22 protein-coding genes and 1 pseudogene are annotated in these 23,799 nt (G+C 67.4%); 11 read left to right on the top strand and 12 right to left on the bottom strand.

The genetic code is table 11. From position 1 onward, the window contains the following. Nucleotide 1 precedes the first annotated feature (1 nt). Together AC5P9P_RS00915 and AC5P9P_RS00920 are read right to left on the bottom strand one after the other, a co-directional pair. A complete protein-coding gene (locus tag AC5P9P_RS00915; RefSeq protein ID WP_495232564.1) occupies nucleotides 2-1,135 on the bottom strand; it encodes an MFS transporter in 1,134 nt (377 codons plus the stop codon). A gap of 11 nt (nucleotides 1,136-1,146) precedes the next feature. Then, nucleotides 1,147-1,923, bottom strand: coding sequence for a DeoR/GlpR family DNA-binding transcription regulator (locus tag AC5P9P_RS00920; RefSeq protein ID WP_033834817.1), 777 nt, complete (start codon nucleotides 1,921-1,923; stop codon nucleotides 1,147-1,149). A gap of 157 nt (nucleotides 1,924-2,080) precedes the next feature. On the opposite strand from AC5P9P_RS00920, the gene smqnr reads away from it, so the two are divergent. After that, nucleotides 2,081-2,728 carry a SmQnr family pentapeptide repeat protein gene (smqnr, locus tag AC5P9P_RS00925; protein ID WP_049433234.1) on the top strand — a complete coding sequence of 216 codons (648 nt, stop codon included), beginning with the start codon at nucleotides 2,081-2,083 and terminating at the stop codon, nucleotides 2,726-2,728. 3 nt (nucleotides 2,729-2,731) lie between these two features. Here the strand turns inward: smqnr and AC5P9P_RS00930 are convergent, their stop codons facing one another. Continuing rightward, nucleotides 2,732-3,406, bottom strand: coding sequence for a class I SAM-dependent methyltransferase (locus tag AC5P9P_RS00930; protein ID WP_049403294.1), 675 nt, complete (start codon nucleotides 3,404-3,406; stop codon nucleotides 2,732-2,734). 87 nt (nucleotides 3,407-3,493) lie between these two features. Then, on the bottom strand, nucleotides 3,494-4,192 hold the full coding sequence (locus tag AC5P9P_RS00935) for a glutathione S-transferase family protein (RefSeq protein WP_111188189.1): 699 nt from the start codon (nucleotides 4,190-4,192) through the stop codon (nucleotides 3,494-3,496). 115 nt (nucleotides 4,193-4,307) lie between these two features. Here AC5P9P_RS00935 and AC5P9P_RS00940 point away from each other — a divergent pair, with 115 nt between their 5' ends. Further along, the gene (locus AC5P9P_RS00940) at nucleotides 4,308-5,252 is read left to right on the top strand and encodes a LysR substrate-binding domain-containing protein (RefSeq protein ID WP_057501909.1); all 945 of its coding nucleotides are present in this window, start codon (nucleotides 4,308-4,310) and stop codon (nucleotides 5,250-5,252) included. Here AC5P9P_RS00940 and AC5P9P_RS00945 read toward each other — a convergent pair. Then, a complete protein-coding gene (locus AC5P9P_RS00945) occupies nucleotides 5,191-6,570 on the bottom strand; it encodes an aminotransferase-like domain-containing protein (protein ID WP_288419287.1) in 1,380 nt (459 codons plus the stop codon). The genes AC5P9P_RS00940 and AC5P9P_RS00945 overlap by 62 nt on opposite strands. Nucleotides 6,571-6,703: 133 nt before the next feature. Between AC5P9P_RS00945 and AC5P9P_RS00950 the strand changes: the two genes are divergently transcribed. After that, entirely contained in the window at nucleotides 6,704-7,567 is an 864-nt protein-coding gene (locus AC5P9P_RS00950; RefSeq protein ID WP_005412480.1) for a DMT family transporter, read from the top strand. 40 nt (nucleotides 7,568-7,607) lie between these two features. On the opposite strand, the gene AC5P9P_RS00955 is transcribed toward AC5P9P_RS00950, so the two are convergent. Then, nucleotides 7,608-8,543 carry a LysR family transcriptional regulator gene (locus tag AC5P9P_RS00955; protein WP_184014079.1) on the bottom strand — a complete coding sequence of 312 codons (936 nt, stop codon included), beginning with the start codon at nucleotides 8,541-8,543 and terminating at the stop codon, nucleotides 7,608-7,610. Nucleotides 8,544-8,650: 107 nt separating this feature from the next. Between AC5P9P_RS00955 and AC5P9P_RS00960 the strand changes: the two genes are divergently transcribed. Beyond that, on the top strand, nucleotides 8,651-10,168 hold the full coding sequence (locus AC5P9P_RS00960; RefSeq protein ID WP_495232565.1) for an MFS transporter: 1,518 nt from the start codon (nucleotides 8,651-8,653) through the stop codon (nucleotides 10,166-10,168). Between the two features lie 279 nt (nucleotides 10,169-10,447). Here AC5P9P_RS00960 and AC5P9P_RS00965 read toward each other — a convergent pair whose 3' ends face one another. Next, the gene (locus AC5P9P_RS00965) at nucleotides 10,448-10,852 is read right to left on the bottom strand and encodes a GFA family protein (protein WP_033834825.1); all 405 of its coding nucleotides are present in this window, start codon (nucleotides 10,850-10,852) and stop codon (nucleotides 10,448-10,450) included. Between the two features lie 171 nt (nucleotides 10,853-11,023). Between AC5P9P_RS00965 and AC5P9P_RS00970 the strand changes: the two genes are divergently transcribed. Next, nucleotides 11,024-11,998, top strand: coding sequence for an Lnb N-terminal periplasmic domain-containing protein (locus tag AC5P9P_RS00970; RefSeq protein WP_495232618.1), 975 nt, complete (start codon nucleotides 11,024-11,026; stop codon nucleotides 11,996-11,998). Beyond that, nucleotides 11,998-14,019, top strand: coding sequence for an esterase/lipase family protein (locus AC5P9P_RS00975; RefSeq protein ID WP_005408362.1), 2,022 nt, complete (start codon nucleotides 11,998-12,000; stop codon nucleotides 14,017-14,019). The genes AC5P9P_RS00970 and AC5P9P_RS00975 overlap by 1 nt, the downstream gene beginning before the upstream one ends. A gap of 81 nt (nucleotides 14,020-14,100) precedes the next feature. On the opposite strand, the gene AC5P9P_RS00980 is transcribed toward AC5P9P_RS00975, so the two are convergent. Then, on the bottom strand, nucleotides 14,101-15,522 hold the full coding sequence (locus tag AC5P9P_RS00980; RefSeq protein ID WP_049403284.1) for an MFS transporter: 1,422 nt from the start codon (nucleotides 15,520-15,522) through the stop codon (nucleotides 14,101-14,103). A 29-nt stretch (nucleotides 15,523-15,551) separates the two neighbouring features. On the opposite strand from AC5P9P_RS00980, the gene soxR reads away from it, so the two are divergent. Next, entirely contained in the window at nucleotides 15,552-15,986 is a 435-nt protein-coding gene (soxR, locus tag AC5P9P_RS00985; protein ID WP_005412484.1) for a redox-sensitive transcriptional activator SoxR, read from the top strand. A 72-nt stretch (nucleotides 15,987-16,058) separates the two neighbouring features. On the opposite strand, the pseudogene AC5P9P_RS00990 reads toward soxR, so the two are convergent. Beyond that, nucleotides 16,059-16,682: pseudogene (locus AC5P9P_RS00990) on the bottom strand (short chain dehydrogenase); the annotation flags it as partial. A 77-nt stretch (nucleotides 16,683-16,759) separates the two neighbouring features. Between AC5P9P_RS00990 and AC5P9P_RS00995 the strand changes: the two are divergent. Next, the gene (locus tag AC5P9P_RS00995; protein ID WP_005412485.1) at nucleotides 16,760-17,635 is read left to right on the top strand and encodes a LysR family transcriptional regulator; all 876 of its coding nucleotides are present in this window, start codon (nucleotides 16,760-16,762) and stop codon (nucleotides 17,633-17,635) included. A gap of 59 nt (nucleotides 17,636-17,694) precedes the next feature. Here AC5P9P_RS00995 and proC read toward each other — a convergent pair whose 3' ends face one another. Beyond that, nucleotides 17,695-18,516: a pyrroline-5-carboxylate reductase gene (proC, locus tag AC5P9P_RS01000; protein WP_033834830.1), complete on the bottom strand. Its 822-nt coding sequence runs from the start codon at nucleotides 18,514-18,516 to the stop codon at nucleotides 17,695-17,697. An 18-nt stretch (nucleotides 18,517-18,534) separates the two neighbouring features. Then, complete coding sequence (locus AC5P9P_RS01005) at nucleotides 18,535-19,212, bottom strand: YggS family pyridoxal phosphate-dependent enzyme (RefSeq protein WP_033834831.1); 678 nt, start codon at nucleotides 19,210-19,212, stop codon at nucleotides 18,535-18,537. A gap of 87 nt (nucleotides 19,213-19,299) precedes the next feature. On the opposite strand from AC5P9P_RS01005, the gene AC5P9P_RS01010 reads away from it, so the two are divergent. The 3 genes from AC5P9P_RS01010 to AC5P9P_RS01020 all read left to right on the top strand — a co-directional run bounded on the left by AC5P9P_RS01010 (nucleotide 19,300) and on the right by AC5P9P_RS01020 (nucleotide 22,771). Next, on the top strand, nucleotides 19,300-20,337 hold the full coding sequence (locus AC5P9P_RS01010) for a type IV pilus twitching motility protein PilT (protein WP_004147099.1): 1,038 nt from the start codon (nucleotides 19,300-19,302) through the stop codon (nucleotides 20,335-20,337). Nucleotides 20,338-20,437: 100 nt separating this feature from the next. After that, nucleotides 20,438-21,580 carry a PilT/PilU family type 4a pilus ATPase gene (locus AC5P9P_RS01015; RefSeq protein WP_005408369.1) on the top strand — a complete coding sequence of 381 codons (1,143 nt, stop codon included), beginning with the start codon at nucleotides 20,438-20,440 and terminating at the stop codon, nucleotides 21,578-21,580. A gap of 207 nt (nucleotides 21,581-21,787) precedes the next feature. After that, a complete protein-coding gene (locus tag AC5P9P_RS01020; protein ID WP_111172729.1) occupies nucleotides 21,788-22,771 on the top strand; it encodes an aldo/keto reductase in 984 nt (327 codons plus the stop codon). Between the two features lie 47 nt (nucleotides 22,772-22,818). Here AC5P9P_RS01020 and AC5P9P_RS01025 read toward each other — a convergent pair whose 3' ends face one another. Beyond that, entirely contained in the window at nucleotides 22,819-23,718 is a 900-nt protein-coding gene (locus AC5P9P_RS01025; protein WP_111108626.1) for a LysR family transcriptional regulator, read from the bottom strand. Nucleotides 23,719-23,799: the final 81 nt, after the last annotated feature.

Genomic DNA, 23,799 nt, shown 5'->3' on the forward strand with positions numbered 1-23,799 from the left:
ACTAAACCCGCAGCCAACGTGTGGACACGGCCACCAGCAACAAGGCCGTGGCCACACCGATGAACGCAGCAATCAGACCGAAATGATTGGCGGCAAAGCCGATCAACGCCGGTCCGGCAAGGATGCCGGCAAAGCCCAGCGTGGAAACGGCGGTGATGGCCAGCGCGCCGGGCATGCGGGTCTGGTGGCCGGCCAGCGAGAACAGCGCGGGCGCGATGTTGGCGCAACCGAGGCCGACCAGCACATAGCCCGCCAATGATGCCTGCCACGGCGTGACCAGGGTCAGCACCAGCACGCCGGCACCGGCGAGCAGCGCACCGAACACGATCGCGCGCTGTCGGCCCACGCGTGCCACCAGTGCATCGCCGAACAGGCGCGCGACCGTCATGGTCAGGGTGAAGGTCACATAGCCGACGCCGGCGAGGCTGGTATCGACGCGACGTACATCGCTGAGGAACACCGCGCTCCAGTCGAGCATCGCACCTTCGCCGAGGAAGGCGACGAACGCCAGCACGCCGATGAACAGCACAATGCCATGCGGCAGGGCCAGCATCGGTGTGTCGTGCGGCATGCGTTCGCTGTGCCAGTAGGTCGCCGACAACAGCATCACCAGCAGCATGGTGCCGACACCGATCAGCACCGATGCCAAGGGCGGCAACTGTGCGGACAGCAGCACGGTCATGGTGGCCGCGCCGAGGAAGCCGCCGATGCTGAAGAAGGCATGGAAGCCAGACATCATCACCCGCCGTGCTTCGCGCTCGACGATGACGGCCTGCACGTTCATCGTGCAGTCCATCGCACCCACGGCCGCACCGAACACGAACAGCACCACGCCCAGCGTCCAGGCCGAACCCGCCAGGGCCAGGCCGGGCACGGTCAGGAAGATCAGCAGGCTGCTGGCCACCATCACCCGGCGGCAACCGAGGCGTGCGGCCAGCACGCCGGACAAGGGCATCGCCAGCAGCGAGCCGGCACCGAGGCAGAGCAGCACCAGCCCCAGCGTGGCGTCATTGATCCCGGTGCGCGCTTTGGCGAATGGCACCAGGGTGGCCCACAACGCGGTGGCGAAGCCGGGAATGAAGAACGCAGCGCGGGTCGCGTGCTGTTCGGCACGCGCGCGGTTGGCAAGGGACATGAGCGGTACGGTCAGGGAGGCGTGGGGTGCACCGCGATACCGGCGGCGTGAAAGCGAGCCGCCAAGGCGGGCGGTGCGGTGGTGGTCAGCACCAGGTCGTCGATCTCGTCCAGGCTGGCGATCTGCCAGTTGCCGCGGGCACCGAGCTTTTCAGTGGTGGCGGCGACGATGACGCGGCTGCTGCAGGCCACCATCGCGCGCTTCAGCGTGGCTTCTTCCGCATCCATTGCCCACACGCCGGTGTCGCCGTCCACCGCGCAGGGGCCGGGCAGGTACACGTCGGCACGCAGGCGCTGCACCTGGGCCAACGCCTCGGCACCGACCGCACCGCCACCGCTGGCCAGGCGCCCGCCGATCAGCTGCACTGAAGTGCCTTCGAGCATGCTGGCGGCGGTGGCGATCTGCGGGGCGTTGGTGATCACCGTCAGCCCGAGAGCGGCCGGCAGCTGCTGGGCGATCGCCAGATTGGTCGAACCGGCATCGAGCAGTACCACCTGGCCGGGTTGCAGCAGCGCGCAGACGCGGGCGGCCAGCTCGGCCTTGTCGCCGCGGTCGCGGGTCAGGCGCTCGCGCAGCGGCCGTTCCTTGGGCGGCGGCAGTACGGCGCCGCCGTAGACGCGCTGGCACAGGCCCTGGGCGGCGAGCTCGCGCAGGTCGCGGCGGATCGAATCTTCGGAGACGGCATAACGGCGCGCCAGTTCGGCGGCGACCACGCGGCCCTGCTGGCGCAGCTCCTCGAGGATCTGCCGGGTGCGCTGGGCGGGTAGGGGGCTGGGGTCGGCGCTCATGCCGCAAGTCTGCACGTTCGTGCATAATCGTGCAACAACACGCATTGGTCGGGAGGGCACAGGGCGGCTGGACTGACGGTGAACTCGTCCGCCCCGGGGTCTATGGATCGGCCTCGCGGCCCGGCATCATGGCGGGGCACTTGGCATGGAATCCCTGATGTCTCCCACCGTTCACCGCAAGCTGCGCATCGGCGTGGACCAGTACACCGGCCAGAAAGTGGTCGACCAGCAGTTCCACGAGTGCGATTTCTCCGGTGCGGACCTGACCGGCACCGAGTTCATCAACTGCAGTTTCTACGATGCCGACAGCCGCGCCGGCTGCCGCTTCAATGGCGCCACGCTGAAGGAAGCCAGTTTCCGCAGCTGCGATATCAGCATGTGCCATTTCAATTTCATCAAGGCGCTGGGCCTGGAGATCAGCGAGTGCCGTGCGCAGGGCGCGGATTTCAGCAACGCCAGCTTCATGAACCAGATCACCACGCGCAGCTGGTTCTGCAGCGCGTTCATCAAGAAGTCGAACCTGCGCTATGCCAATTTTTCGCGGGTAACGCTGGAAAAGTGCGAGCTGTGGGAAAACCGATGGGATGGCGCGAATGTGAGTGGCGCCAGCTTCGCCGGCTCGGACCTGTCCGGCGGCCAGTTCGAGGGCGTCGACTGGAACAGCGCCAACTTCACCGACTGCGACCTGACCAACTCGGAGCTGGGTGAGCTGGACCTGCGCAGCACCAACCTGCGTGGTGCCACGCTGGACGTGCAGCAGGTGGCGCTGTTGATGCAGCGCATCGGCATCACCGTGGTGCCGTAGGCATCACCCGGCGTACGCCACCCAGCCCTTGAAGCTGAAGCCTGCGTAGAACAGCTCCACGCCGTCGAAGCCGGCCTCCTGCAGCAGCGCCACTTCCTGTTCGGGGGCCAGCAGCGGCAGCCGCTCGGCAATGGCCTCGATCGCGCGCTGTGCATCGGCGTGGGCAACGCCCGAGGCTTCGGCGAACGCTGCGTAGCGCTGCAACCAGCGCAGCTTGCCGGCCGGTTCCTGCGGCACGCTGTGGTGGGCCACAACCAGCGGCGCACCGGGCTGCAGGCGCCGGTGCAGCTCGCGCAACGTGTGCAGGCGCTGCCCGGCATCGAGGAAGTGCAGGGTCAGCAGGCAGCTGGCCCCATCGAAGCGCAGAGCGGGCGCATCGTCGATGTAGCCTTCCAGCAGCTGCACGCGCGGCATCAGCGGACCCAGTGTCTGCTCGGCCAGAGCCAGCATCGGCGCGGCCGGATCCACGCCCAGCAGCTGCCAGCCCGGCTGCGCCTCGGCAAAAGCCTTCAGCTCCAGCCCGCCACCGGCGCCCAGCACCAGCACACGGCCCTGCGCGGGAACGCGTTCGGCCAGCAGCAGGCGGCTCATCTGCTGCAAGGCGAGGAAGCCGGGCACTTGGCGCAGCGGCGCTTCGGCATAACGGGCCACCGCCTGCGGGTCGGAGAACGTGGACATGCGCGGATTCCTGCGGCGGGGGACATACCACTGTAGCGCGGCGCGCAAGAGGCATTGCGCGCCGCTGCCACACGGGCAGGACAGGGCTCAGGCCGCTGTGGCCTCAAGCACGTCTTCCAGCCGCACCTCGCCGAGGAAGCCACCGCTGCTGGTTGCCGGCTGCTGCGCTTCGATGGCGTGGGCGAACTGCACGCCGGCGTCGTCCTGCAGGCGCTCGAACAGCTGCTGCACCCTGGGAAACTCGCGACGATCGACCACCTGGTGATAGTCATTCCAGCGCGCGATGCCGGCGAAGTAGGCATCGGCAAAGCTGCGCTGTTCGCCCAGCAGCCACGGGCCCGTGCCGATCATCTGCTCCAGCGCCTGGTGGGCGTGGCGCACCTTGGTGGTGCCATAGGCACGCAGCGCCTCGCCGTCATCGCCTTGCGCATGCTCCAGTGCGTGCCAGAGCGGCGCGTAGGCACCGAAGAAACTGGTGTTGAGATAGGCCAGCCGATGGTTGAGGCGATCGAAGCCGGAGGTGCCCTGTGCGAAGCCCAGTCCCTGCGCGATACCCAGCGCGGCCAGGTGGTTGAGGATGGCCAGGCTTTCGCTGAGCAGCTCGCCCTGCGCGGTTCGCAGCGTCGGGGTTTCGCCCAGTGGATTGAGGCGGCGGTAGTCCTCGCCCTGCACCTGGCCGGGCATGTCGATGCGGCACAGGTGATACGGCTGGCGCAGCCATTCCAGGGCGACGATGGAGCCGAACGAGCAGCCCGAGGGCACGCCGTAGAAGAGGATCGGGGTCATGGCAGATTTCCGGTTCAAGCCGCGATGCGGCGGGTGAGGAAAGCGTGCCTGCGTGGACATTGCCCCGGAAGCCGTTCGAATGGCATCCTGAAGTCCACATCTGTGGACGTTGTCCATGCTCAACCTCAACGATCTGGCCCTGTTCGTGACGGCAGTGGAGCAGGGCGGCTTCGCTGCAGGCGGGCGCCATCTGGGCCTGCCGCGCTCGACCCTGAGCAAGCGCGTGGCGCTGCTGGAAGAACAGCTCCAGGTGCGGCTGCTGCAGCGCAGTTCGCGCCGCTTCGCATTGACCGAGGTCGGTCAGGAGTTCTTCGAGCGTGCACGCGCGGCGCTGTCCGAGGTTGAGGCCGCCGAGGCCATCGTCCGCGACCGCCAGGCCGAACCCAGCGGCACCGTGCGGATCAGCGCTTCGATTCCGGTGGTGCAGGGCGAGCTCGCCGCGTGCTTGCCTGCACTGGCCCGCCGCTATCCACGGCTGCGCATCGAAGTTGAAGTGAGTGATCGTTTCATCGATCTGGCGCAGGAAGGCATCGACATCGCCCTGCGCAGCCACTTCGGTCCGCTGCCGGATTCCGGGTTGGTGCAGCGCATGCTCGGTAGCGAACGCATCGTGCTGGTGGCGTCCCCTGGTTATCTGGCAGCCGCGCCGGCAGTGGACACGCCCGAACAGCTACGCGCGCATGCAGGCCTGCTGACCGCGCGCCATGCAACGCGCTGGACGCTGCACGGCGCCGACGCCCACACCGTGCAGGTGGAGCCGCAGGTGGCGCTGGTCGGCAATGAATCGCAGCTGCTGATCGCGGCGGCAGAAGCGGGTCTTGGCATCACCGTGCTGCCACACAGCCTGTGTGCTGCGGCCATCGCCGCCGGCCGCCTGCAGCAGGTGCTGCCGGCGTGGCATGCCGGCGAAGTCACCACCAGCGTGCTGCTGCCGCATCGCCGCGGCCAGCTGCCGGGCGTCCGCGTGGTGGTGGATGCGCTGGTCGCGCATTACCAGCTCAACGCAGCGCGCGCGCCAGCACCTGCCAGATCCTCGGGTCCTGGCACTGCGAAACGTTGAAACGCACATAGTCGGCCGCGCGCTGCGATTGGCTGAAGGCATTGCCCGGCGCCAGCACGATGCTTTCGCGCAGGCATTGCCGCGCCAGTGCGGCGGCGTCGCGGCCATCGGGCAGCTGGCACCACAGGAACAGGCCGGCTTCCGGCTGCAGCCACGGCGTGATACCCAGCGTCTGCAGTTTCCGCAGTGTGTGCCGGCGTGCATCGGCCAGCCGCGAACGTATCGACTGCATGTGGCGGCGGTAACCGCTGTCGGTCAGCGCGATGTGCATCAACTGCGCGGCCAGATGGCCACCGCCGAAGCTGGTCGCCAGCTTCAGGTCGGTCAATGCCTCTATCCAGTCGTGGCGCGCGGCGATGTAGCCGCAGCGCGACGCTGCTGACAGCGTCTTGGAGAAACTGCCGACGTGGATCACCCGTGACAGTCCATCGAGCGCTGCCAGCCGCGGTGCCGGCTGCAGTTCGAAGTCGGCGAAGATGTCATCCTCGATGATGATCAGTTCGCTGCGTTCGGCCAGGCCCAGCAGGCGGTGTGCGGTGCTCGCGGAAAGCACCGCGCCGGTCGGGTTGTGCAATCCGGAATTGGTGATGTACAGCCGCGGCGAATGTGCCTGCAGGGCCTGCGCGAACGCCTCCAGGTCCGGGCCGCTGTGCGTGTACGGCACGCCGATGGCCTGCACCTGGTGCGCCTTCAGCAGCGCGTGGTAATTGAAGTAGCTCGGGTCGTCGACCAGCACGCAGTCGCCGGGCTTGAGCAGGAAACGGCAGAGCAGATCGACCGCGTGCGTACCGGATTCGGTCAGCAGGATCTGCTCCACCGGTGCATCGATGCCAAGCGTGGCGCTGCGCCTTTGCAGCAGCTGGCGCAACGCGGGCAGCCCGAGCGGGCCGGCGTAGTCCACCAGTTGCATGGCATCGGCACGCGCCAGCCGGCGCAGGCCGCGGCGCACGCCATCGTGATACAGCCAGTCACTGGGCATCCAGCCGCACCCTGGCTTGAGGTCGCCCGCGGGCGTTTCCAGCGATTGCCGTGATACCCACAGCGGATCCACCGCGCGATCCAGCCGTGGCTCCAGTTCGGCCAGCGCCAGCGGTGCGGCCGGGCCACTGACGTAGAAGCCGGAGCCGGCCCGGGCGCTGATCAGCCCCTCGGCGGCAAGGCGTTCGTAGGCCTCGACCACGGTGGAGACCGACACGCCCATCGCCGCCGCCTGCGCGCGTACCGAGGGCAGGCGGGAGCCGGGGCCATCGACCCGTGCACTGATCCGGGTGCGGACGGTCTGGATGACCGATTCGATGCGGGTAAGGGGGCGCGGCATGGTGGAACCGTAGTGGAAGTGTGGGCAGTACAGTTACTTGCGACTGTACTGGATTGTAGCTGGGGTCTTCCCGCGCCGGATGCTTCCATGCAGGTCCAGCCGGGCATCGTCCGGCACCTTCAGGAGTACAGGCGTGGAACGGTCGGCGAGTGGTTGGATCAATGGCTTCATCGGTGTGGTGATCTTCGCCGGCTCCCTGCCGGCCACCCGCCTGGCGGTTCTGCAGCTGGACGCCGGATTCGTCACCGCTGCACGCGCGACCATTGCCGCCGTGCTCGGCCTCGGCCTGCTCCTTCTGCTGCGCCAGCCGTGGCCGCGGCGCAGTGACCTGCCAGGCCTGGCAGTGGTCAGCCTCGGGGTGGTAGTCGGCTTTCCGTTGTTGACCGCACTCGCGCTGCGCCACGCATCGTCGGCGCACACCATCGTGTTTCTCGGCCTGTTGCCGTTGAGCACTGCGGTGTTCGGCGTGCTGCGCGGTGGCGATCGGCCGCGCCCGGCGTTCTGGCTGTTTTCGTTGCTGGGCAGTGCCTGCGTGGTCGGCTATGCGGTGCGCAACGGCATCGAGGCATCGTTGCAGGCCGATCTGCTGATGTTGGCGGCGATCGTGGTGTGCGGGCTGGGCTATGCCGAAGGTGGTCGGCTGGCCCGTCATCTCGGCGGTTGGCAGGTGATCAGTTGGGCGTTGCTGCTGGCCTTGCCGGTGATGCTGCCGCTGACGGTGCTGATGCGCCCGGCCTCGTTCACTGCGGTTGGTGCCTCGGCGTGGTGGGCGCTGGGCTATGTGGCAGTGTTCAGCATGCTGATCGGCTTCCTGTTCTGGTACCGCGGGCTGGCGCAGGGCGGCATCGCCGCCGTCGGCCAGCTGCAGCTGCTACAGCCCTTCTTCGGCCTCGCCCTGGCTGCGCTGCTGCTGCACGAATCGGTCAGCCTCAGCATGGTGCTGGTGACCGTGGTCGCGGTGATCTGCGTGGCCGGCGCGCGCCGCTTCAGCCGCTGAACGAAAAAAGGGGACGGAGGGGATTAAGTCGTAATCGGTCCTACTGTGCCTGAAACGACTTAATCCCCTCCGTCCCCTTTTCCGGGGCGCGCTGGAACAGATGCGCAACGGCATAGTCGATGAATACCCGCAGGCGTGCACTGGGATGGCGCCCACCGGGCCATAGCAACGAGAACTGCCCCTGGTGCGTGGGCAGTGCTGGCAGTACCCGCTGCAGGCGGCCGTCGGACAGCGCGTCCGCTGCGAGGAAGTCAGGCATCCAGGCCAGGCCCATGCAACCGATCGCAGCGGCAAGCACGGCCTCCATGTTGTTGCAGGTCATCGCCGTGGGAAGGCGCGCTCCGGCATCGCCTTCGATGCCCGGCAGCTGCCAGGGATGCAGCTTTCCCGTGGTGGGGTAACGGAAGCGCAGCGCGGTATGCAGGCGCAGCTCGCCCACATCGCCGGGCGTTCCATGCACCTGCAGATAGCCCGGCGCCGCACAGAGGATGAAACGAAAGCCGCCCAGTCGCCGTGCGGTCAGGCTGGAATCGGCCAGTTCACCACTGCGTATCACCGCGTCCAGGCCTTCGCTGACCACATCGACGATGCGGTCGTTGAAGTCCAGTTCCAGCTGCACCTGCGGATAGCGTTGCTGGAAGCCGGGCAGCACCGGCAGCAGGAAGCGGTACCCGATGGTGGGCAGGCCGATGCGCAGCAGCCCGCTGGGGGCGTGCTGTCGCTGCGCCAGGTCCGCCTGTGCTTCGGAAAGCTCGTCCAGTGCACGCCGGCAGCGCTGCAGCAGCAGTTCGCCTTCGTCGGTGAGATGCACGCGGCGGGTGGTGCGTTGGAACAGGCGGGTGCCGAGCTCCTGTTCAAGACGGGCGATGCGCTTGCCGACCGCCGACGCGGACAGGCCAAGTACACGCGCAGCGCCGACGATGCTGCCAGCCTCCGCGGTGCGGACGAAGGCGAGCAGGGCAGAAATGGAGTCCATGCGGGGCATGATTACGGAACAGTGGGACGCAATCAACGTCCATCGGGCCTGTTTTTCAGGGATAGCGGCCCGTCCATCATCAATGCCCCTGATGGTTGGAGGCCCGCATGGCCCCGGTTTCGATGCTCCCTGTACCTGTCCAGACGCAGCAGCGCTGGACCCTGCTTGCCGTCTGCCTGGCCGCACTGGCGTTGCCGTTGTCCTTCTCGGCCGGTGCGGTCGCGGTGCCCGCGCTGGCCCGTTCCGTGGCGTCGTCGCCGAGCGTGCTGGCCTGGGTGACCAACGCCTTCATGCTCACCTTCGGCAGCCTGCTGCTCGCTGCCGGTGGCCTGGCCGACCGCTATGGCCGGCGGCGGTTGTTCCTGCTGGGCACAGCAGGCTTCACCATTGCCACGATCGCCGTCTGCCTTGCTCCCACGCTACCCTCGCTGGATCTGGCGCGTGGGTTGCAGGGCGTTGCCGCCGCAGCGGCGTTGGCATCGGGCACGGCTGCGCTCGCGCATGCTTGGCAGGGGCCGATGCGTGGCCGTGTGTTCGCCCTGCTGGGCGCCACATTCGGTGCGGGGTTGGCGCTGGGGCCGCTGCTTGCGGGTCTGCTGCTGCAGGCATTGGGATGGCGCAGTGTGTTCGCCGTCGGCGGCGTGCTGACATTCGCCGCCTTCGTACTGGGCGCGCGTGTGTTGCCCGAAAGCCACGGTGAACGCGGGCGACTGGATGTCGGCGGCATGCTGGGCTTCAGCCTGATGCTGGCAGCGTTGACCCTGGCCCTGCTGTGGCTGGGCGAGTTCGGCCTGCATACCGTGCGCGTGCAACTGGCGCTGTTGGCGACGCTGCTGCTGGGCGCAGCGTTCATCTGCATCGAACGACTGCACCGCTCACCCCTGCTGGACCTCTCGTTGTTCTCGCAACCGGCGTTCCTCGGTGTCCAGGTGCTGCCGGTCGCAACCTGCTTCGGCTACGTGGTGCTGCTGGTGGTATTGCCTCTGCAGCTGCTGGGAGTGCACGGACAGAGCGCGACCCTGGTGGGGCTGCAGATGCTGGCCCTGTCCGCGCCGATGCTGGTGCTGCCGATGCTGGTTGCGCGCTGGGCGGAGCGCGTTGGAAGTGCGCGGCTGTGCACGCTGGGACTGCTGGTCTGTGCCTCTGGTCTGTACCTGTTGTCGCGCCATGCATCGCAGCCGTCGCCTTCGCAGTGGGTGCCGTGGCTGATGCTGGTCGGTGCAGGGACGGCCTTGCCATGGGGGCTGATGGATGGGCTGTCGGTGAGCGTGGTGCCGGTACAGCGTGCGGGCATGGCCGCCGGCATCTTCGGGACCGTGCGTGTAGCCGGTGAGGGCATCGCATTGGCCGCAGTCACTGCCTTGCTTGCGCTGCAGATCGGCCATCAGCTGCAGGGCGCGTCGCCGGCATCGCTGGCCCGTGCCGGTGCCTATCTGGCCACGGGGGCGCGGGAACAGGCGCAGGCACTGCTACCGGCGATGAGTCGCATGCAGCTTCAGCATGCCAGTAGTGAGGCGCTGGCAACACTGCTGCGTGTACTGGCGCTGCTGACCGCCGCATGTGCTGCGTTGTTGCACCTGTTGCTGCGGAAACGTAAAGACGCGTTGGTCGGGCGTACTGCGTAGCAGGCTCATCGCCCGCCTTCGCCGTCATCCCGTTGTCGTGTCCCGCTCACGCTGCCTATGCCCACCCGGGCCTAGCCTTGGTCGTCCCCGTCCCCCACGGAGACCTGCCATGTGGCTGCTCGATCATCTCTGGCCTGGCCGTCGACCGCTTCCTCCCCCGGCCGCGGATGCGCCACCGGCACCGCCGCGCCGGCCCTGGCTGAAACGCCCGGCGCGGGCGGGGCGCAGCGGCATGGCGCCCTGGCAGAAGGTGGCCACGCCGCCACGGCGCACGCGCCACTAGCCGGTGCGGTCTGATGGGTGGTTGACCCCATCGCTGACCGGGATCACCCCCAACGCGAACGGGTCGATGCCTTCCAGGCAGGCCACGTTGTAGCCGTACTGGTCGGGGTTGGAGCGGCGCCGGTGATGGGTGTAGATGCCGCACACGCCACAGAAGTAGTGCTCGGCCACATGGGTGTTGAACTGGTACATCTGCAGGTGGTTCTGCCCGCGCAGCACCTGCAGGCCCTGGCGGGGGACGCTGGCGGCGATGGCGCCCCGGCGCCGGCACATCGAACAGTCGCAGCGGCGGGGATCGACGATGCCGTCCGGCAGGTCCAGCAGCAGCTCGACGGTGCCGCAGTGGCAGGTTGCGCGGTGCTGGGGTTGGACCGGAACGCCGGCCACGGAAGTGATGCCCATCATTGCTCCTGTGTGATCCGTCTGGCCGCGGGGACCGCCGCAGACGGTGCGCCGGTGTGCCTGAACGGGCCGTAGATGCCACGGTGAACCCGCTTGTGGCTAACTATGCGGCTTCAGGACCGCGACAGGATGCCAGTGAAAGCCGCAGGACGATGGATGACAGGAAGTGCCATGGCGCTGCTGGCGCTGTGGGTGACCGGGCTGCTGGCCTATCAGTTGCCGGGGCCGGGCTGGCTGGCTACCGGCGTCGCCGGGCTGTGGCTGCTGGTAGCGCTGTGGGTGTCGTGGCGGGTCTCGCGTGGCCGTGCCTCGCGCCGCCTGGGCCTGGCGTTCGGGGCATCGCTGGCGCTGGCCGGCCTGTGGTGGCTGCTGCTGACCCCGCGCCAAGACCGCGTGTGGGCCGATGACGTGGCCCAGCGCCTGCACGTGGTGTCTTTCGATGGCCGCCATGTCGTGCTGGACAACGTGCGTGATTTCACCTGGCGCAGCGAAACCGACTACGACGCCCGCTGGGTGCGCCGCGAGTACGACCTGGACCAGTTGCGCTCTGCCGATCTGGTGCTGTCGTACTGGATGGGCCCGGCCATCGCCCACACCCTGATCTCGTTTGGTTTCGAGGACGGCCGCCACGTGGTGTTCTCGCTGGAGATCCGCAAGGAGCGCGGTGAATCGTTCTCGGCGCTGGGTGGCTTTTTCCGCAAGTTCGAGATGACCCTGGTAGCTTCGGAGGAGACCGACATCATCCGCACCCGCACCAACGCGCGCGGCGAGGACGTCTATCTCTACCGCCTGCATGGCATGAACCGCGCACAGCTGAAGGAACTGTTCGCTGCGTACATCGCGCAGGCCCGCGAACTGGATGCCAAGCCCGGCTTCTACAACACGCTGACCAGCAACTGCACCACCATCGTCTTCGACCTGGCCCGGCACATCGCACCGCGTCTGCCGCTGGATTACCGCCTGCTGCTGTCCGGTTACCTGGCCGAGTACGCGCAGGAGGTCGGCGCGCTCGCTCCAGGTGTGCCGTATGCCGAGCTGCATGACAAGGGCCGCATCACCCAGCGTGCGCTGGACCTGGGCAGCGGCGACCACTTCTCCACCGTAATCCGCCAGGGCGTGCCCGGCACCGAGCAGGACCCGCAGTAATGACCCGATTCCTCCCACGCCGCTGGCAGCGCCTGCTGCCGGTGTTGTTCGCTGCCTTCCTGCTGCTGGGTAGCAGCGGTTGCGCGATGGTTACCGTCAAGCAGGTCAAGTCCAGCGATTCGCTGGTCAACAAGCGTGCCGACGTGCTCAACACGGGCAAGCTCAGCCCGGCCGCGCGCGAAACGCTCAGCGCGGCAGGCCTGGACGAGTCGCAGTGCGAAAAGGACTTCCTGGTCTGCCGCAGCACGCTGCTGATGACCGACGACCTCAATGTCGAGCAGCGGTTGTCGGCGCTGTCCGAACTGTGGGTGAAGGCCGCGCTGGCGATGACGCCGAAGAAGACGGCTGCCGGCGATCCGCCGATGAGCGATGCGGCATTGGATGCCTGGCTGGAAGCGGCGCGCTATGCCTATGCCTACCTGTTCTACAGCGGCCGCTCACCGTCCGACCGTGCCTTCGAGGACCGCCAGACGCAGGTGCGCGACTACTACAACTACGCGGCCGAGAAGGCGGCAGTGGTGCTGTTCGTGCGCGCACGCGCCGCTGCGCTGGCCGGCGAGGATTACACGAAGCCGCTCACGGTCGGCAGCTGGTCGCTGGCCTCCAACTACCAGCAGCTGAACCTGAAGAGCATTCCCGCGCAGCTGGTGCCGGCCGGCACGGTCAGCTTCGTCGGCCTGCGCAGTACCTATCGCCGCGATGGCTTCGGTGCCGAGCTGGTGATGGTGATGGACCCGCCGAAGCTGGTTGCACCGGTGATCGCACCCGAGGGCCCCAAGGCCGAGGCGCCGCAGGAGGATGAGGACGACGCACGCCGTGGCCGCCGTCATCGCCATGACGATTCGGTGCCCGAGTTCAGCGAGATGTCCTCGATCAACGTCACCGCACTGCTGCGCTTCGAGGGCAGCAACCTGGACGATGTGATGCGTACGCGCCGGGTCGAGCTGGACGCTTATTCGCCCGAAGCCACCGAGCGCATCACCCTGCATGGCGAGCAGGTGCCGCTTGCCGGCAACTTCACCGCCGCCTATGGCCTGTGGCTGGCGCAGAGCGGTTTCGCCCGGCAATCGCTGCGCACCCTGTTCGGCATGAGCGAGGGCATCGGCGAACCGCACATCTACCTGATGCAGCCGTGGGACCCGAATCGTCGCATTATCTTCATGCTGCACGGCCTGGCCAGCAGCCCGGAAGCCTGGGTGAACCTGGCCAACGAGATCATGGGCGACCCCGAGCTGCGCCAGCAGTTCCAGGTGTGGCAGGTGTACTACCCGACCAATGCGCCGATCGCGTTGAACCGCTACGAGATCGCCAATGCGTTCAACGACACGCTGAAGCACTTCGATCCCAACGGCAGCACGCGTGCATCGAAGGACATGGTCTACATCGGCCACAGCATGGGCGGCGTGCTGGCGCGCCTGCTGGTCAGTGACTCGGGCGACGTACTGTGGAATGACCTGCTGGCCAACTACGACCTGAAGGGCGAGCGCCTGAAGCGGGTGCAGAACAAGCTGGGGCCGCTGCTGCATTTCAAGGCGCAGCCGAACGTGGAGCGTGCGATCTTCATCGCCGCGCCGCACCAGGGCACCGACATTGCCGGCAACAAGGTCGGGCGCCTGATCGGTCGCCTGGTACGCCTGCCGCTGACCATCCTCGGCAAATTCGAGGATGTGTTCCTGGCACTGGCGCAGGCCGAACAGCAGGTCGATGGCACGGCCAAGCCGAAGATTCCGAACAGCATCGACAACCTCAAGGCCAGCGATCCGTTCGTGAAGGCCGCCGCACAGCTGCCGATCGAAGCGGGCCTGAAGTACCACTCGATCATCGCCCAGCGCAAACCGGAACTGCCGGTGGACAAATCCGATGACGGGCTGGTGCCGTACTGGAGTGCGCACCTGCCGGGTGCATTGTCCGAGAAGGTGATCATTTCCGGCCACAGCGTGCAGGAGACCCCGCAGGCGGTGCTGGAAGTGCGGCGCATCCTGCATCGGGACATCGATGATGTGGGGGCCGGTACGCGGTAATGCCGGCCGCTGGCCGTCATGGGATTCCCGCGTGCGCGGAGGTTGCCGGCCAGCGGCCGGCACTACCGGAATCCGGCGGCGCTACACCCGTCGCGCGATCACCGTGGCCAACAGCGCAAGGCCGAAGGTGATGGTCAGGCACAGCAGGTAGCCGGTGTGCGGGCTGCTTTCCACGAACAATGCGAACAATGCGCCGGAGACCGCCAGCGCGGTGGTCACCGACAGGGCCTCGCTCAGCTGCAGTGCCGAGGTGTTGGCACCTTGCTCCCGCGGCGCCGACAACGACAGCGTCAACACCGACAGGCTGGCGTAGATCATGCCCATGCCGAAGCCGGTCACGGCCCAGCCGAGCAGCGACACCGGCAGTGGCACCGCGTTGAACAGCACGGCCAGCGTGGCGGCGATGCCGACCGTCATCATCATTGTGCCGGCGCGCAGCAGCTGCTGGCGTGGCCAGCCACGCTGCTGGTGGCCCTGCAGCCACGAGCCGGCGAACCAGCCCAGCGCACCGAGACTGAGTACGGCACCGGCCCAGCTGGGCGAAAGGCCACGTTCGCGCTGCAGCAGCAGTGGCAGGTAGGCCTCGCAGGCGAAGAAGGCGGCTGCCGCGATGCCACGCAGCGCGATCACGCTGGGCAGGCCACGGCGCAGGATCAGTGTTCCGCGCGGAAGCAGTCGATGTACGCAGAACAGCAGCGCCAGCACCGCCACACCGATGCAGAGCAGGGCAGGCAGGGCCGGTTGCTGACCGCCGAAGTACAGCAGCAACGCGGCCAGCGAGGCGCCGCTGGCCCAGCGCACCACCTTGCCGCGTCCATCGTCGGCGGTGCCGGGGGGACGGGGCTGCATGCGTGCCAGCGCGGGGCGCAGCAGCAGGCCTGCCGGAACCGCCAGCAATGGCACCGCCAGGAACACCCAGCGCCAGCCCAGGTGCTGCACGATCAGGCCGCTCAACGCCGGGCCAACCATCGAAGGCACCACCCAGCCGGCCGAGAAGGCGGCGAACACCTTCGGCCGCAGGTGCTCCGGGTAGCTGCGGCCGACCATCACGTACAGCGAGACCGAGATCGCACCCGCACCCAGGCCCTGCAGCAGGCGTCCCGCCACCAGCATGCCCATGCGCATCGCGAAGCCGGCTAGCAACAGGCCCAGCACGAAGCAGCCAAGGCCGTACCAGAGTGGCCGTGCCGGACCATGGTGATCGGCCCAGCGCCCGGCCAGGGTCATGCCGATCACGCTGGTGGCCAGGGTACCGCCGAAGGCCAGTGCGTACAGGCGCAGGCCATCCAGCGCCTCGGCCACGGTGGGCATCGCGGCCGCAACGGCCAATGCCTCGAAGGCGTGCAGCGCGACCAGCGCGACCATGCCGAGGGTGGTCGCGCGATAGCGTGCGGACAGGATCGAGGTGTCGGCCGGCAGGTGGGCGGCGGCGGGCGAGAGGGTCGGGGTCATACGGGTCAGATGCGGGCCGCGCTTGTCAACTGGCGGCGAAGATAGCAGCATGACACCTCAACAGCAGTTGAGGTCAAGCAATGGTGTCCCAGGAACTGAGCGTGGGTGAAGTCGCCCAGCGCAGTGGCGTGGCGGTTTCCGCGCTGCATTTCTACGAGCGCAAGGGGCTGATCAGCAGCCTGCGCACCTCGGGCAACCAGCGCCGCTACAGCCGCGACGTGCTGCGCCGGCTGGCCGTGATCCGCGTTGCGCAGCGCGTGGGCATGCCGCTGGAAGCGGTCGGCCGTGCCTTCGAAAGCCTGCCCGAGGGGCGCGCACCGACCAAGGCCGACTGGGCCAGGCTGTCCGCGCGCTGGCGCACCGAGCTGGAGGAGCGCATCCACATGCTGCAACTGCTGCGCGATGAGCTCACCGGCTGCATCGGCTGCGGCTGCCTGTCGCTGCAGCGCTGCCGCCTGGCCAACCCGGGGGATGTGCTTGGCGAACGCGGCGACGGCCCGATGCGCTGGGAATGACCCGCGAAAAGGGGACGGAGGGGATTATGTCGTTTGTGCATTGACGACTTGATCCCCTCCGTCCCTTCTTTCTTACCAGACCGTGATCGTCTCGCCGCTCTGGATGCCTTCCACTGCACGCTGGAAGGCCAGCGCCGCGCGCTGCGCGCTCACCGCTTCAAAGCCCGGGAAATAGGGTGCGTAGGCCGCCATCGATTCGATCAGCACGTTCGGGCTGACCACGTTGATGCGCAGGCCACGCGGCAGCAGTTCCAACGCGGCGGCACGCACGAAGCCTTCCAGCGCGGCATTCACCGAGGTGGCGTTGACGCCATCGCGGATCGGCTGTGCACTGACGATGCCGCTGGTCAGGGTGATCGAGCCGCCGGCGTTGAGATGGTGCTGCGCCGCCAGGGCCAGCCGCACCTGGCCCAGCAGCTTGTCCTGCAGGCCGAGGTTGAACTGCGCCGGCGTCATGTCCTGCAGCGGACCGAAGTGCAGCTTGCCGGCGGTGGAAATCACCGCATCAACCGGGCCGGTACGCGAGAACAGTTCGGCGACGCTGGCGTCGTCGGTCAGATCCACGCGCATTTCGCCACTGTTGCGGCCGGCGGCGAGAATCTGATGCTGTTGTCCGAGCTGGCGGGCGACTGCCTGACCGAGGGTGCCGCTGGCACCAACGAGGAGGATCTTCATGGCCGTTCCTTGCGTGAGGGAGTAAGCGCAGTCTGCGCCGTCACAGTGGGGTTAGGTAAGCGGCGTATGCTTTGAGGATTCCTAACTCTGGATTAGCAATGGATACCCTTCGCTGCATGCAGGCTTTCGTCGCGGTAGCCGAGTGCGGCAGCTTTGCAGGGGCCGCTGAACAGTTGCAGGTCTCGGCGGTGATGGTCGGCAAGTACATCCAGCAGCTGGAGGCGCACCTGGGCACCGCGGTGCTGCAACGGAACACCCGCCGTCAGCGCCTGACCGAAGCCGGCAGCGCCTACCTGGCCGGGTGCCGGCAGGTGCTGGAGCAGGTGCAGCAGGCCGAGGCCGACGTGGCTGGACTGCAGGTGCAACCGCGCGGGCTGCTGCGGGTCAGCGCACCCACCACCTGGGGCAGCTGCGTGCTGGCGCCACAACTGGCCGGCCTGCTGCGCGCGCAGCCGCAGCTGAACGTCGAACTGGATCTGAGCAACCGCCGTGTGGATCTGATCGAGGACGGCTTCGACGTGGCGATCCGGGTCGGGCCGCTGCCGTCGCAGGAGGTGGTGGCGCGGCCGCTGCCACCGTATGCGATGAGCCTGTGCGCGGCGCCGTCCTACCTGCGCCGGCGCGGCACGCCGCGTACGCCCGCCGATCTGGAAGGGCATGACTGCCTGAGCCATCTGGCCTGGCGCGGTGGCCACGGCTGGCAGCTGGCCAACGGTGAACAGGTGGACTGGGAAGCGCGCCTGACCTGCAATGATGGTGTTGCACTGCGCGAAGCCGCCGTGGCCGGGGCCGGGCTGGTGCTGCAGCCGACCGCACTGCTGGCCGGGGAGATTGCAGCAGGGCGGTTGAAGCCGCTGCTGCGCGACTACCTGCCCGAACCGCGGCCGATGCACCTGATCTACCTGCCCGACCGCAGGCCGCGCCCGCGGTTGCAGTGCTTCGTCGATTTCGTCATGACCACGTTGGGGCAATGAGCATCCACGCCATGCGTGGATGATGGTAGGTGCCGACCGTTGGTCGGCACACATCGGGATCAATCATTCGCCGCAGACAGTTCCTGCCCACGCACCTGCGCAGCGCGCAGTGCCGTATCCACCAGGGCCTCGAAGCCACCGGCCTGGAAGCTCTCGATCGCGGCCTGGGTGGTGCCGTTGGGCGAGGTCACGCGGCGGCGCAGTTCCGCCGGGCTTTCGCCAGCCTCATCCAGCATGCGTGAGGCGCCCAGCAGGGTCTGCACCACCAGCGTGCGCGCGGCGTCGGCCGGCAGGCCCTGGGCAATACCCGCCGCTTCCATCGCTTCGGCCAGCAGGAACACATAGGCCGGGCCGCTGCCGGAAACGGCAGTCACTGAATCCATCAGCCCCTCGCTGTCGATCCACACCGTGCGCCCGGCACTGGCCAGCACCTGCTCGGCCCGCGCGTGCTGCTGCGTGTCCACCGACGGTGTGGCGAACAGGCCGGTCACACCTGCGCCGAGCAGGGCAGGGGTGTTCGGCATCGCGCGCACCACTGCCAGGTCGCCCCCCAGCCAACGCTGCAGCTGCGCACTGGTGATGCCGGCGGCAATCGACACCACCAGCGGTCGGCTCGCCTGTGCCAGCGCCTGCAGAGACTGGCAGACTTCGCGCAGCACCTGCGGCTTCACCGCCAGCAGCCAGGTGCCACCCTGCGCGGCGGCATCGCTCGTGTTGTCATGCACCTGCACGCCGAAGTCGGCGGCCAGCGCCTGGCGCAGTTCGGCCACCGGTTCGGCGACATGGATGTGCGCGGCCGGCACGCCCTGGCGGATCAGGCCGGCGATCAGGCTGCGCGCCATGTTGCCGCCGCCGATGAAGGTGATGGAATCAGCTGCCATTGAAATCTCCTTGAAAAATCAGGCCGGGCGCGGGCGCGCGCCGAACAGGGCGGTGCCGATGCGCACCAGGGTGGCGCCCTCGGCGATGGCTTCGGCGTAGTCGCTGCTCATGCCCATCGACAGCGTGTCGATCTGCGCGTGTTGGGCAGCCTGCGACTGGAAAAGTGTACGCATGCGCACGAATGCATCCCGACGGCGCTCGGCTTCGGGCCATGGCGCGGGAATCGCCATCAGTCCGCGCAGGCGCAGGGTGGGTTCGGCGGCAATCGCTGCGGCCAGTGCATCCACTTCTTCCGGTGCACAGCCATGCTTGCTCGATTCGTCGTCGATGTTGACCTGGATCAGCACGTTCAGCGGGCCTCGCGCGACCGGCCGATGGCGTGCCAGCGCGGTCACCAGCTTGGGCCGGTCCACGCTCTGCACCCAGTCGAAGTGGGTGGCCACGGCCTCGGCCTTGTTCGACTGCAGGTGGCCGATCAGGTGCCATTCCAGCGCCAGGTGCTGCAGCGCCTGCATCTTGGCCAGTGCCTCCTGCACGTAGTTCTCGCCGAAGGCGTGCTGGCCCTGCGCGGCCAGCGCGGCCACGGCCTCGGCCGGCTGGGTCTTGGACACCGCCAGCAGGCGTGGGTCGGGCCTGCCAGCGGCCTCGGCGGCGGCATGCAGGTTGCTCAGGATCTGGGGCAGGGGAGTGGCCACGTAACGCGTTCCGTTGAATCAGGAGGCTATACTGCCGCCCGGGGAAAGATCCTTCCAGTCGAAGCCGTTATTGGGGAGTAGCCGCTCATGGATATCGCCGAACTGCTGGCGTTTTCCGTTAAGAACAAAGCGTCCGACCTGCACCTGTCCGCAGGCCTGCCGCCGATGATCCGCGTCGACGGCGACGTTCGCCGGATCAACATCCCAGCCCTGGACCACAAGCAGGTCCATGCGCTGGTGTACGACATCATGTCCGACAAGCAGCGCCGCGATTACGAGGAATTCCTCGAAGTGGACTTCTCCTTCGAGATCCCGTCGCTGGCGCGCTTCCGAGTGAACGCGTTCAACCAGAACCGCGGTGCCGGTGCGGTGTTCCGTACCATTCCGTCCGAGGTGCTCACCCTCGAGGACCTGGCCTGCCCGCCGCTGTTCCGCGAAGTGATCCAGCAGCCGCAGGGCCTGATCCTGGTGACCGGCCCGACCGGTTCGGGCAAGTCGACCACGCTGGCGGCGATGATCGACTACATCAACAAGAACGAATACGGCCACATCCTCACCGTCGAGGATCCGATCGAATTCGTGCATACCTCGCAGAAGTGCCTGATCAACCAGCGCGAAGTGCACCGCGACACGCATGGCTTCAATGAAGCACTGCGCTCGGCGCTGCGTGAGGACCCGGACATCATCCTGGTGGGCGAACTTCGTGACCTGGAAACCATCCGCCTGGCACTGACCGCGGCGGAAACCGGCCACCTGGTGTTCGGCACCCTGCACACCAGCTCGGCGGCCAAGACCATCGACCGCATCATCGACGTGTTCCCGGCCGGCGAAAAGCCGATGGTGCGCTCGATGCTGTCCGAGTCGTTGCGCGCGGTCATTTCGCAGGCGCTGCTGAAGAAGGTTGGCGGCGGTCGTACCGCAGCGTGGGAAATCATGGTCGGCACCCCGGCCATCCGCAACCTGATCCGCGAGGACAAGGTGGCGCAGATGTACTCGGCCATCCAGACTGGCCAGCAATACGGCATGATGACCCTGGACCAGCACCTGCAGGACCTGGTCAAGCGCAGCCTGATCACCCGAAACCAGGCCCGTGAGTACGCCAAGGACAAGCGCCTGTTCGAGTAAGGCGGGGCAGTAACGGGGCAGCGTGCGCCAGTGCGCTGCTGTTCCCGTGTTGTTTCCTCCACCGACCGTTACCTGGTAAACCGCTTTCCGGGAGCCTGCCGTGAACACCACCGCGACCACCATCGATTTCACTTCGTTCCTCAAGCTGATGGCGCACCAGCGCGCCTCGGACCTGTTCATCACTGCGGGCATGCCGCCGGCGATGAAGGTCAACGGCAAGATCTCGCCGATCACGCAGACCCCGCTCACGCCGCAGCAGAGCCGCGACCTGGTCCTCAACGTGATGACCCCGGCGCAGCGCGAGGAATTCGAGAAGACCCACGAATGCAACTTCGCCATCGGCCTGTCCGGTGTCGGCCGCTTCCGCGTCAGCTGCTTCTACCAGCGCAACCAGGTCGGCATGGTGCTGCGTCGCATCGAGACGCGCATTCCGACGGTGGAAGAACTGAGCCTGCCGCCGATCATCAAGACGCTGGCGATGACCAAGCGCGGCATCATCCTGTTCGTCGGTGCCACCGGTACCGGTAAATCGACCTCGCTGGCGGCGATGATCGGTTACCGCAACCAGAACTCTACCGGCCACATCATCACCATCGAAGATCCGATCGAATTCGTGCACAAGCACGAGGGCTGCATCATCACCCAGCGCGAAGTCGGCATCGATACCGACAGCTGGGAAGCCGCGCTGAAGAACACCCTGCGCCAGGCGCCGGACGTGATCATGATCGGTGAGGTGCGTACCCGCGAAGGCATGGACCACGCCATCGCGTTCGCCGAAACCGGCCACCTGGTGCTGTGCACCCTGCATGCCAACAACGCCAACCAGGCGATGGACCGCATCGTCAACTTCTTCCCGGAAGATCGCCGCAACCAGCTGCTGATGGACCTGTCGCTGAATCTCAAGGGCGTGGTCGCGCAGCAGCTGGTGCCGTCGCCCGATGGCCGCTCGCGCAAGGTGGCGATGGAGATCCTGCTGGGCACGCCGCTGGTGCAGGACTACATCCGCGACGGCGAGATCCACAAGCTGAAGGAAGTGATGAAGGACTCGGTCCAGCTGGGCATGAAGACCTTCGACCAGAGCCTGTTCGAGCTGTACCAGGCCGGCGAGATCAGCTACGAGGACGCGCTGCGTTACGCCGATTCGCAGAACGAAGTGCGCCTGCGCATCAAGCTCAGCCAGGGCGGCGACGCACGCACGCTGTCACAGGGCCTGGATGGCGTGGAGATCTCCGAGATCCGGTGACCTGCGACTCTGTAGAGTCGACTGTCAGTCGACTCTCGCGCGCAGCGCGGGATTTTCCCGGCCGGTGAAAGAGCAGTCGACTAACAGTCGACTCTACCGGGCGCGTTGGCGATTGATGAATTCCAGTCATGACCAACTGCAATGCTGCCCATTCAATCGGCGGCCCCTGCAGGCGTATCGTCAGCGTTCCCCCTCTGGAGCATCACGATGCAGACACGTGAACTCGGCCGCAGCGGCCTGAAGGTCTCCGCCCTGGGCCTGGGTTGCATGGGCCTGACCCATGCCTATGGCCAGCCGGTCGAGCGCAGCCAGGGCATCGCCCTGCTGCACGCCGCCGTTGAACGCGGCGTGACCTTCTTCGACACCGCCGAAGTGTACGGCCCGTACACCAATGAAGACCTGCTCGGCGAGGCCCTGGCGCCTTACCGCGACAAGCTGGTGATCGCCACCAAGTTCGGCTTCAAGGATGCGCGCACCGATACTGGCCTGGACAGCCGCCCCGAGAACATCCGCGCCGTGGCCGAAGCCAGTCTCAAGCGCCTGCGCACCGACCATATCGACCTGTTCTACCAGCACCGTGTCGACCCGAACGTGCCGATCGAGGACGTGGCCGGCACCGTGCGCGACCTGATCGCCGAGGGCAAGGTCGGCCACTTCGGCCTGTCCGAGGCCAGCGCCACCACCGTGCGCCGTGCGCACGCGGTGCAGCCGGTGGCTGCCGTGCAGAGCGAGTATTCGCTGTGGTGGCGTGAACCGGAGCGCGAACTGCTGCCGGCCCTGCAGGAACTGGGCATCGGCTTCGTGCCGTTCAGTCCGCTCGGCCGTGGCTTCCTGACCGGCGCGATCAACGCCGACACCACCTTCGACGCCAACGATTTCCGCAACAGCGTGCCGCGCTTCGAAGTGGACGCCCGCCGCGCCAACCAGGCGCTGGTGGATCGCATCAGTACGATTGCGGCAGCACGCGGCGCGACCCCGGCGCAGGTGGCGCTGGCCTGGCTGCTGGCGCAGGCGCCGTGGATCGTGCCGATTCCGGGCACCACCAAGATCCACCGCCTGGAAGAGAACCTGGGTGCGGCTGACCTGCAGCTGGCGCCGGAAGAACTGCAGCGCATCGCGCAGGCGCTGGATGAAGTGTCGATCGTCGGTGAGCGCTACAACGCACAGCGTGCGGCCCAGGCCAAGGGCTGATCACCGGGTGCGGACCGAGGTGGGTGCGGACCGTTGGTCCGCACATCTCATCCAGCCATCGGCCCGCGCAGCGCATCCAGCACCGTGCGCATCGCCACCGTGACGTGGCGGCGCGACGGGTAGTACGCGTAGTAGCCATCGAAGTGCGGGCACCAGTCGTCCAGTACCGACTGCAGGCGGCCATCGTCCAGCATCGGCTGCACCTGGTCTTCCGGCAGCCAGGCCAGTCCGCTGCCGGCCAGCGCAGCGGCGCGGGTCATGCCCATGGTGTTGAAGGTCCACTGGCCGCTCACGCGCACGCTCAGTTCGTTGCCGTCCTGGCCGAAATCCCACGGCATCAGCCCGCCATGCGTGGGCAGGCGCAGGGTCACGCAGTTGTGGTCTGCCAGCTCGTCCGGATGGCGTGGGACCACGTGCTGGCGGAAGTAGCTGGGTGCACCGACCACGCGCATGCGCAGCGGCGGGCTGATCGGCACGGCGACCATGTCGCGCGCCAGGCGCTCGCCGAGGCGGATGCCGATGTCGTAGCGCTCGGCCACGATGTCGGCCAGCCCATAGTCGGCGGCCAGTTCCACCTTCAAATCCGGATACTGCTGCAGCAGCGGCGCCAGCCGTGGCCACGCGATGTACTCGGCGGCATGGCCGGTGGCATTGATGCGGATGGTGCCGGCCGGGCGTTCACGGTATTCGGCCAGCGCGGCCAGTCCGTCCTCGATCTCGGCCAGGCGCGGGCCCAGGGTGTCGAGCAGGCGGGCACCGGCTTCGGTGGTGGACACGCTGCGGGTGGTGCGGGTCAGCAGGCGCACGCCCAGGCGCTGTTCCAGGCCGCGCATGGCATGGCTGAGCGCGGACTGGGACACGCCCAGCTGGGCGGCGGCCTTGGTGAAGCTGCCCTCGCGGGCAACGTGCACGAAGGCCTGCAGGTCGTTGAGGTTTTCGCGGGGCATGACGGGATGATACGGCTCCCGGATTGAACGGACCTGTCGATTTCCGGCTCCCCTGTTCGTCGTACCGGTACATCCAACGCA

This window comes from Stenotrophomonas sp. YJH_SMC_14-1 (genome assembly GCF_059372275.1).

Excerpts from the sequence above, each read along its gene's own strand:
- AC5P9P_RS00920 (WP_033834817.1), bottom strand. The coding sequence starts at position 1,923 with ATGAGCGCCGACCCCAGCCCCCTACCCGCCCAGCGCACCCGGCAGATC.
- AC5P9P_RS00930 (WP_049403294.1), bottom strand. The coding sequence starts at position 3,406 with ATGTCCACGTTCTCCGACCCGCAGGCGGTGGCCCGTTATGCCGAAGCG.
- AC5P9P_RS00915 (WP_495232564.1), bottom strand. The coding sequence starts at position 1,135 with ATGTCCCTTGCCAACCGCGCGCGTGCCGAACAGCACGCGACCCGCGCT.
- AC5P9P_RS00965 (WP_033834825.1), bottom strand. The coding sequence starts at position 10,852 with ATGGGCATCACTTCCGTGGCCGGCGTTCCGGTCCAACCCCAGCACCGC.
- AC5P9P_RS00955 (WP_184014079.1), bottom strand. The coding sequence starts at position 8,543 with ATGGACTCCATTTCTGCCCTGCTCGCCTTCGTCCGCACCGCGGAGGCT.
- AC5P9P_RS00945 (WP_288419287.1), bottom strand. The coding sequence starts at position 6,570 with ATGCCGCGCCCCCTTACCCGCATCGAATCGGTCATCCAGACCGTCCGC.
- soxR (WP_005412484.1), top strand. The coding sequence starts at position 15,552 with ATGGTGTCCCAGGAACTGAGCGTGGGTGAAGTCGCCCAGCGCAGTGGC.
- AC5P9P_RS00970 (WP_495232618.1), top strand. The coding sequence starts at position 11,024 with ATGGCGCTGCTGGCGCTGTGGGTGACCGGGCTGCTGGCCTATCAGTTG.
- AC5P9P_RS00995 (WP_005412485.1), top strand. The coding sequence starts at position 16,760 with ATGGATACCCTTCGCTGCATGCAGGCTTTCGTCGCGGTAGCCGAGTGC.
- AC5P9P_RS00940 (WP_057501909.1), top strand. The coding sequence starts at position 4,308 with ATGCTCAACCTCAACGATCTGGCCCTGTTCGTGACGGCAGTGGAGCAG.
- smqnr (WP_049433234.1), top strand. The coding sequence starts at position 2,081 with ATGTCTCCCACCGTTCACCGCAAGCTGCGCATCGGCGTGGACCAGTAC.
- AC5P9P_RS01020 (WP_111172729.1), top strand. The coding sequence starts at position 21,788 with ATGCAGACACGTGAACTCGGCCGCAGCGGCCTGAAGGTCTCCGCCCTG.
- proC (WP_033834830.1), bottom strand. The coding sequence starts at position 18,516 with ATGGCAGCTGATTCCATCACCTTCATCGGCGGCGGCAACATGGCGCGC.
- AC5P9P_RS00980 (WP_049403284.1), bottom strand. The coding sequence starts at position 15,522 with ATGCTGCTATCTTCGCCGCCAGTTGACAAGCGCGGCCCGCATCTGACC.
- AC5P9P_RS01010 (WP_004147099.1), top strand. The coding sequence starts at position 19,300 with ATGGATATCGCCGAACTGCTGGCGTTTTCCGTTAAGAACAAAGCGTCC.
- AC5P9P_RS01025 (WP_111108626.1), bottom strand. The coding sequence starts at position 23,718 with ATGCCCCGCGAAAACCTCAACGACCTGCAGGCCTTCGTGCACGTTGCC.
- AC5P9P_RS00935 (WP_111188189.1), bottom strand. The coding sequence starts at position 4,192 with ATGACCCCGATCCTCTTCTACGGCGTGCCCTCGGGCTGCTCGTTCGGC.
- AC5P9P_RS00975 (WP_005408362.1), top strand. The coding sequence starts at position 11,998 with ATGACCCGATTCCTCCCACGCCGCTGGCAGCGCCTGCTGCCGGTGTTG.
- AC5P9P_RS00960 (WP_495232565.1), top strand. The coding sequence starts at position 8,651 with ATGGCCCCGGTTTCGATGCTCCCTGTACCTGTCCAGACGCAGCAGCGC.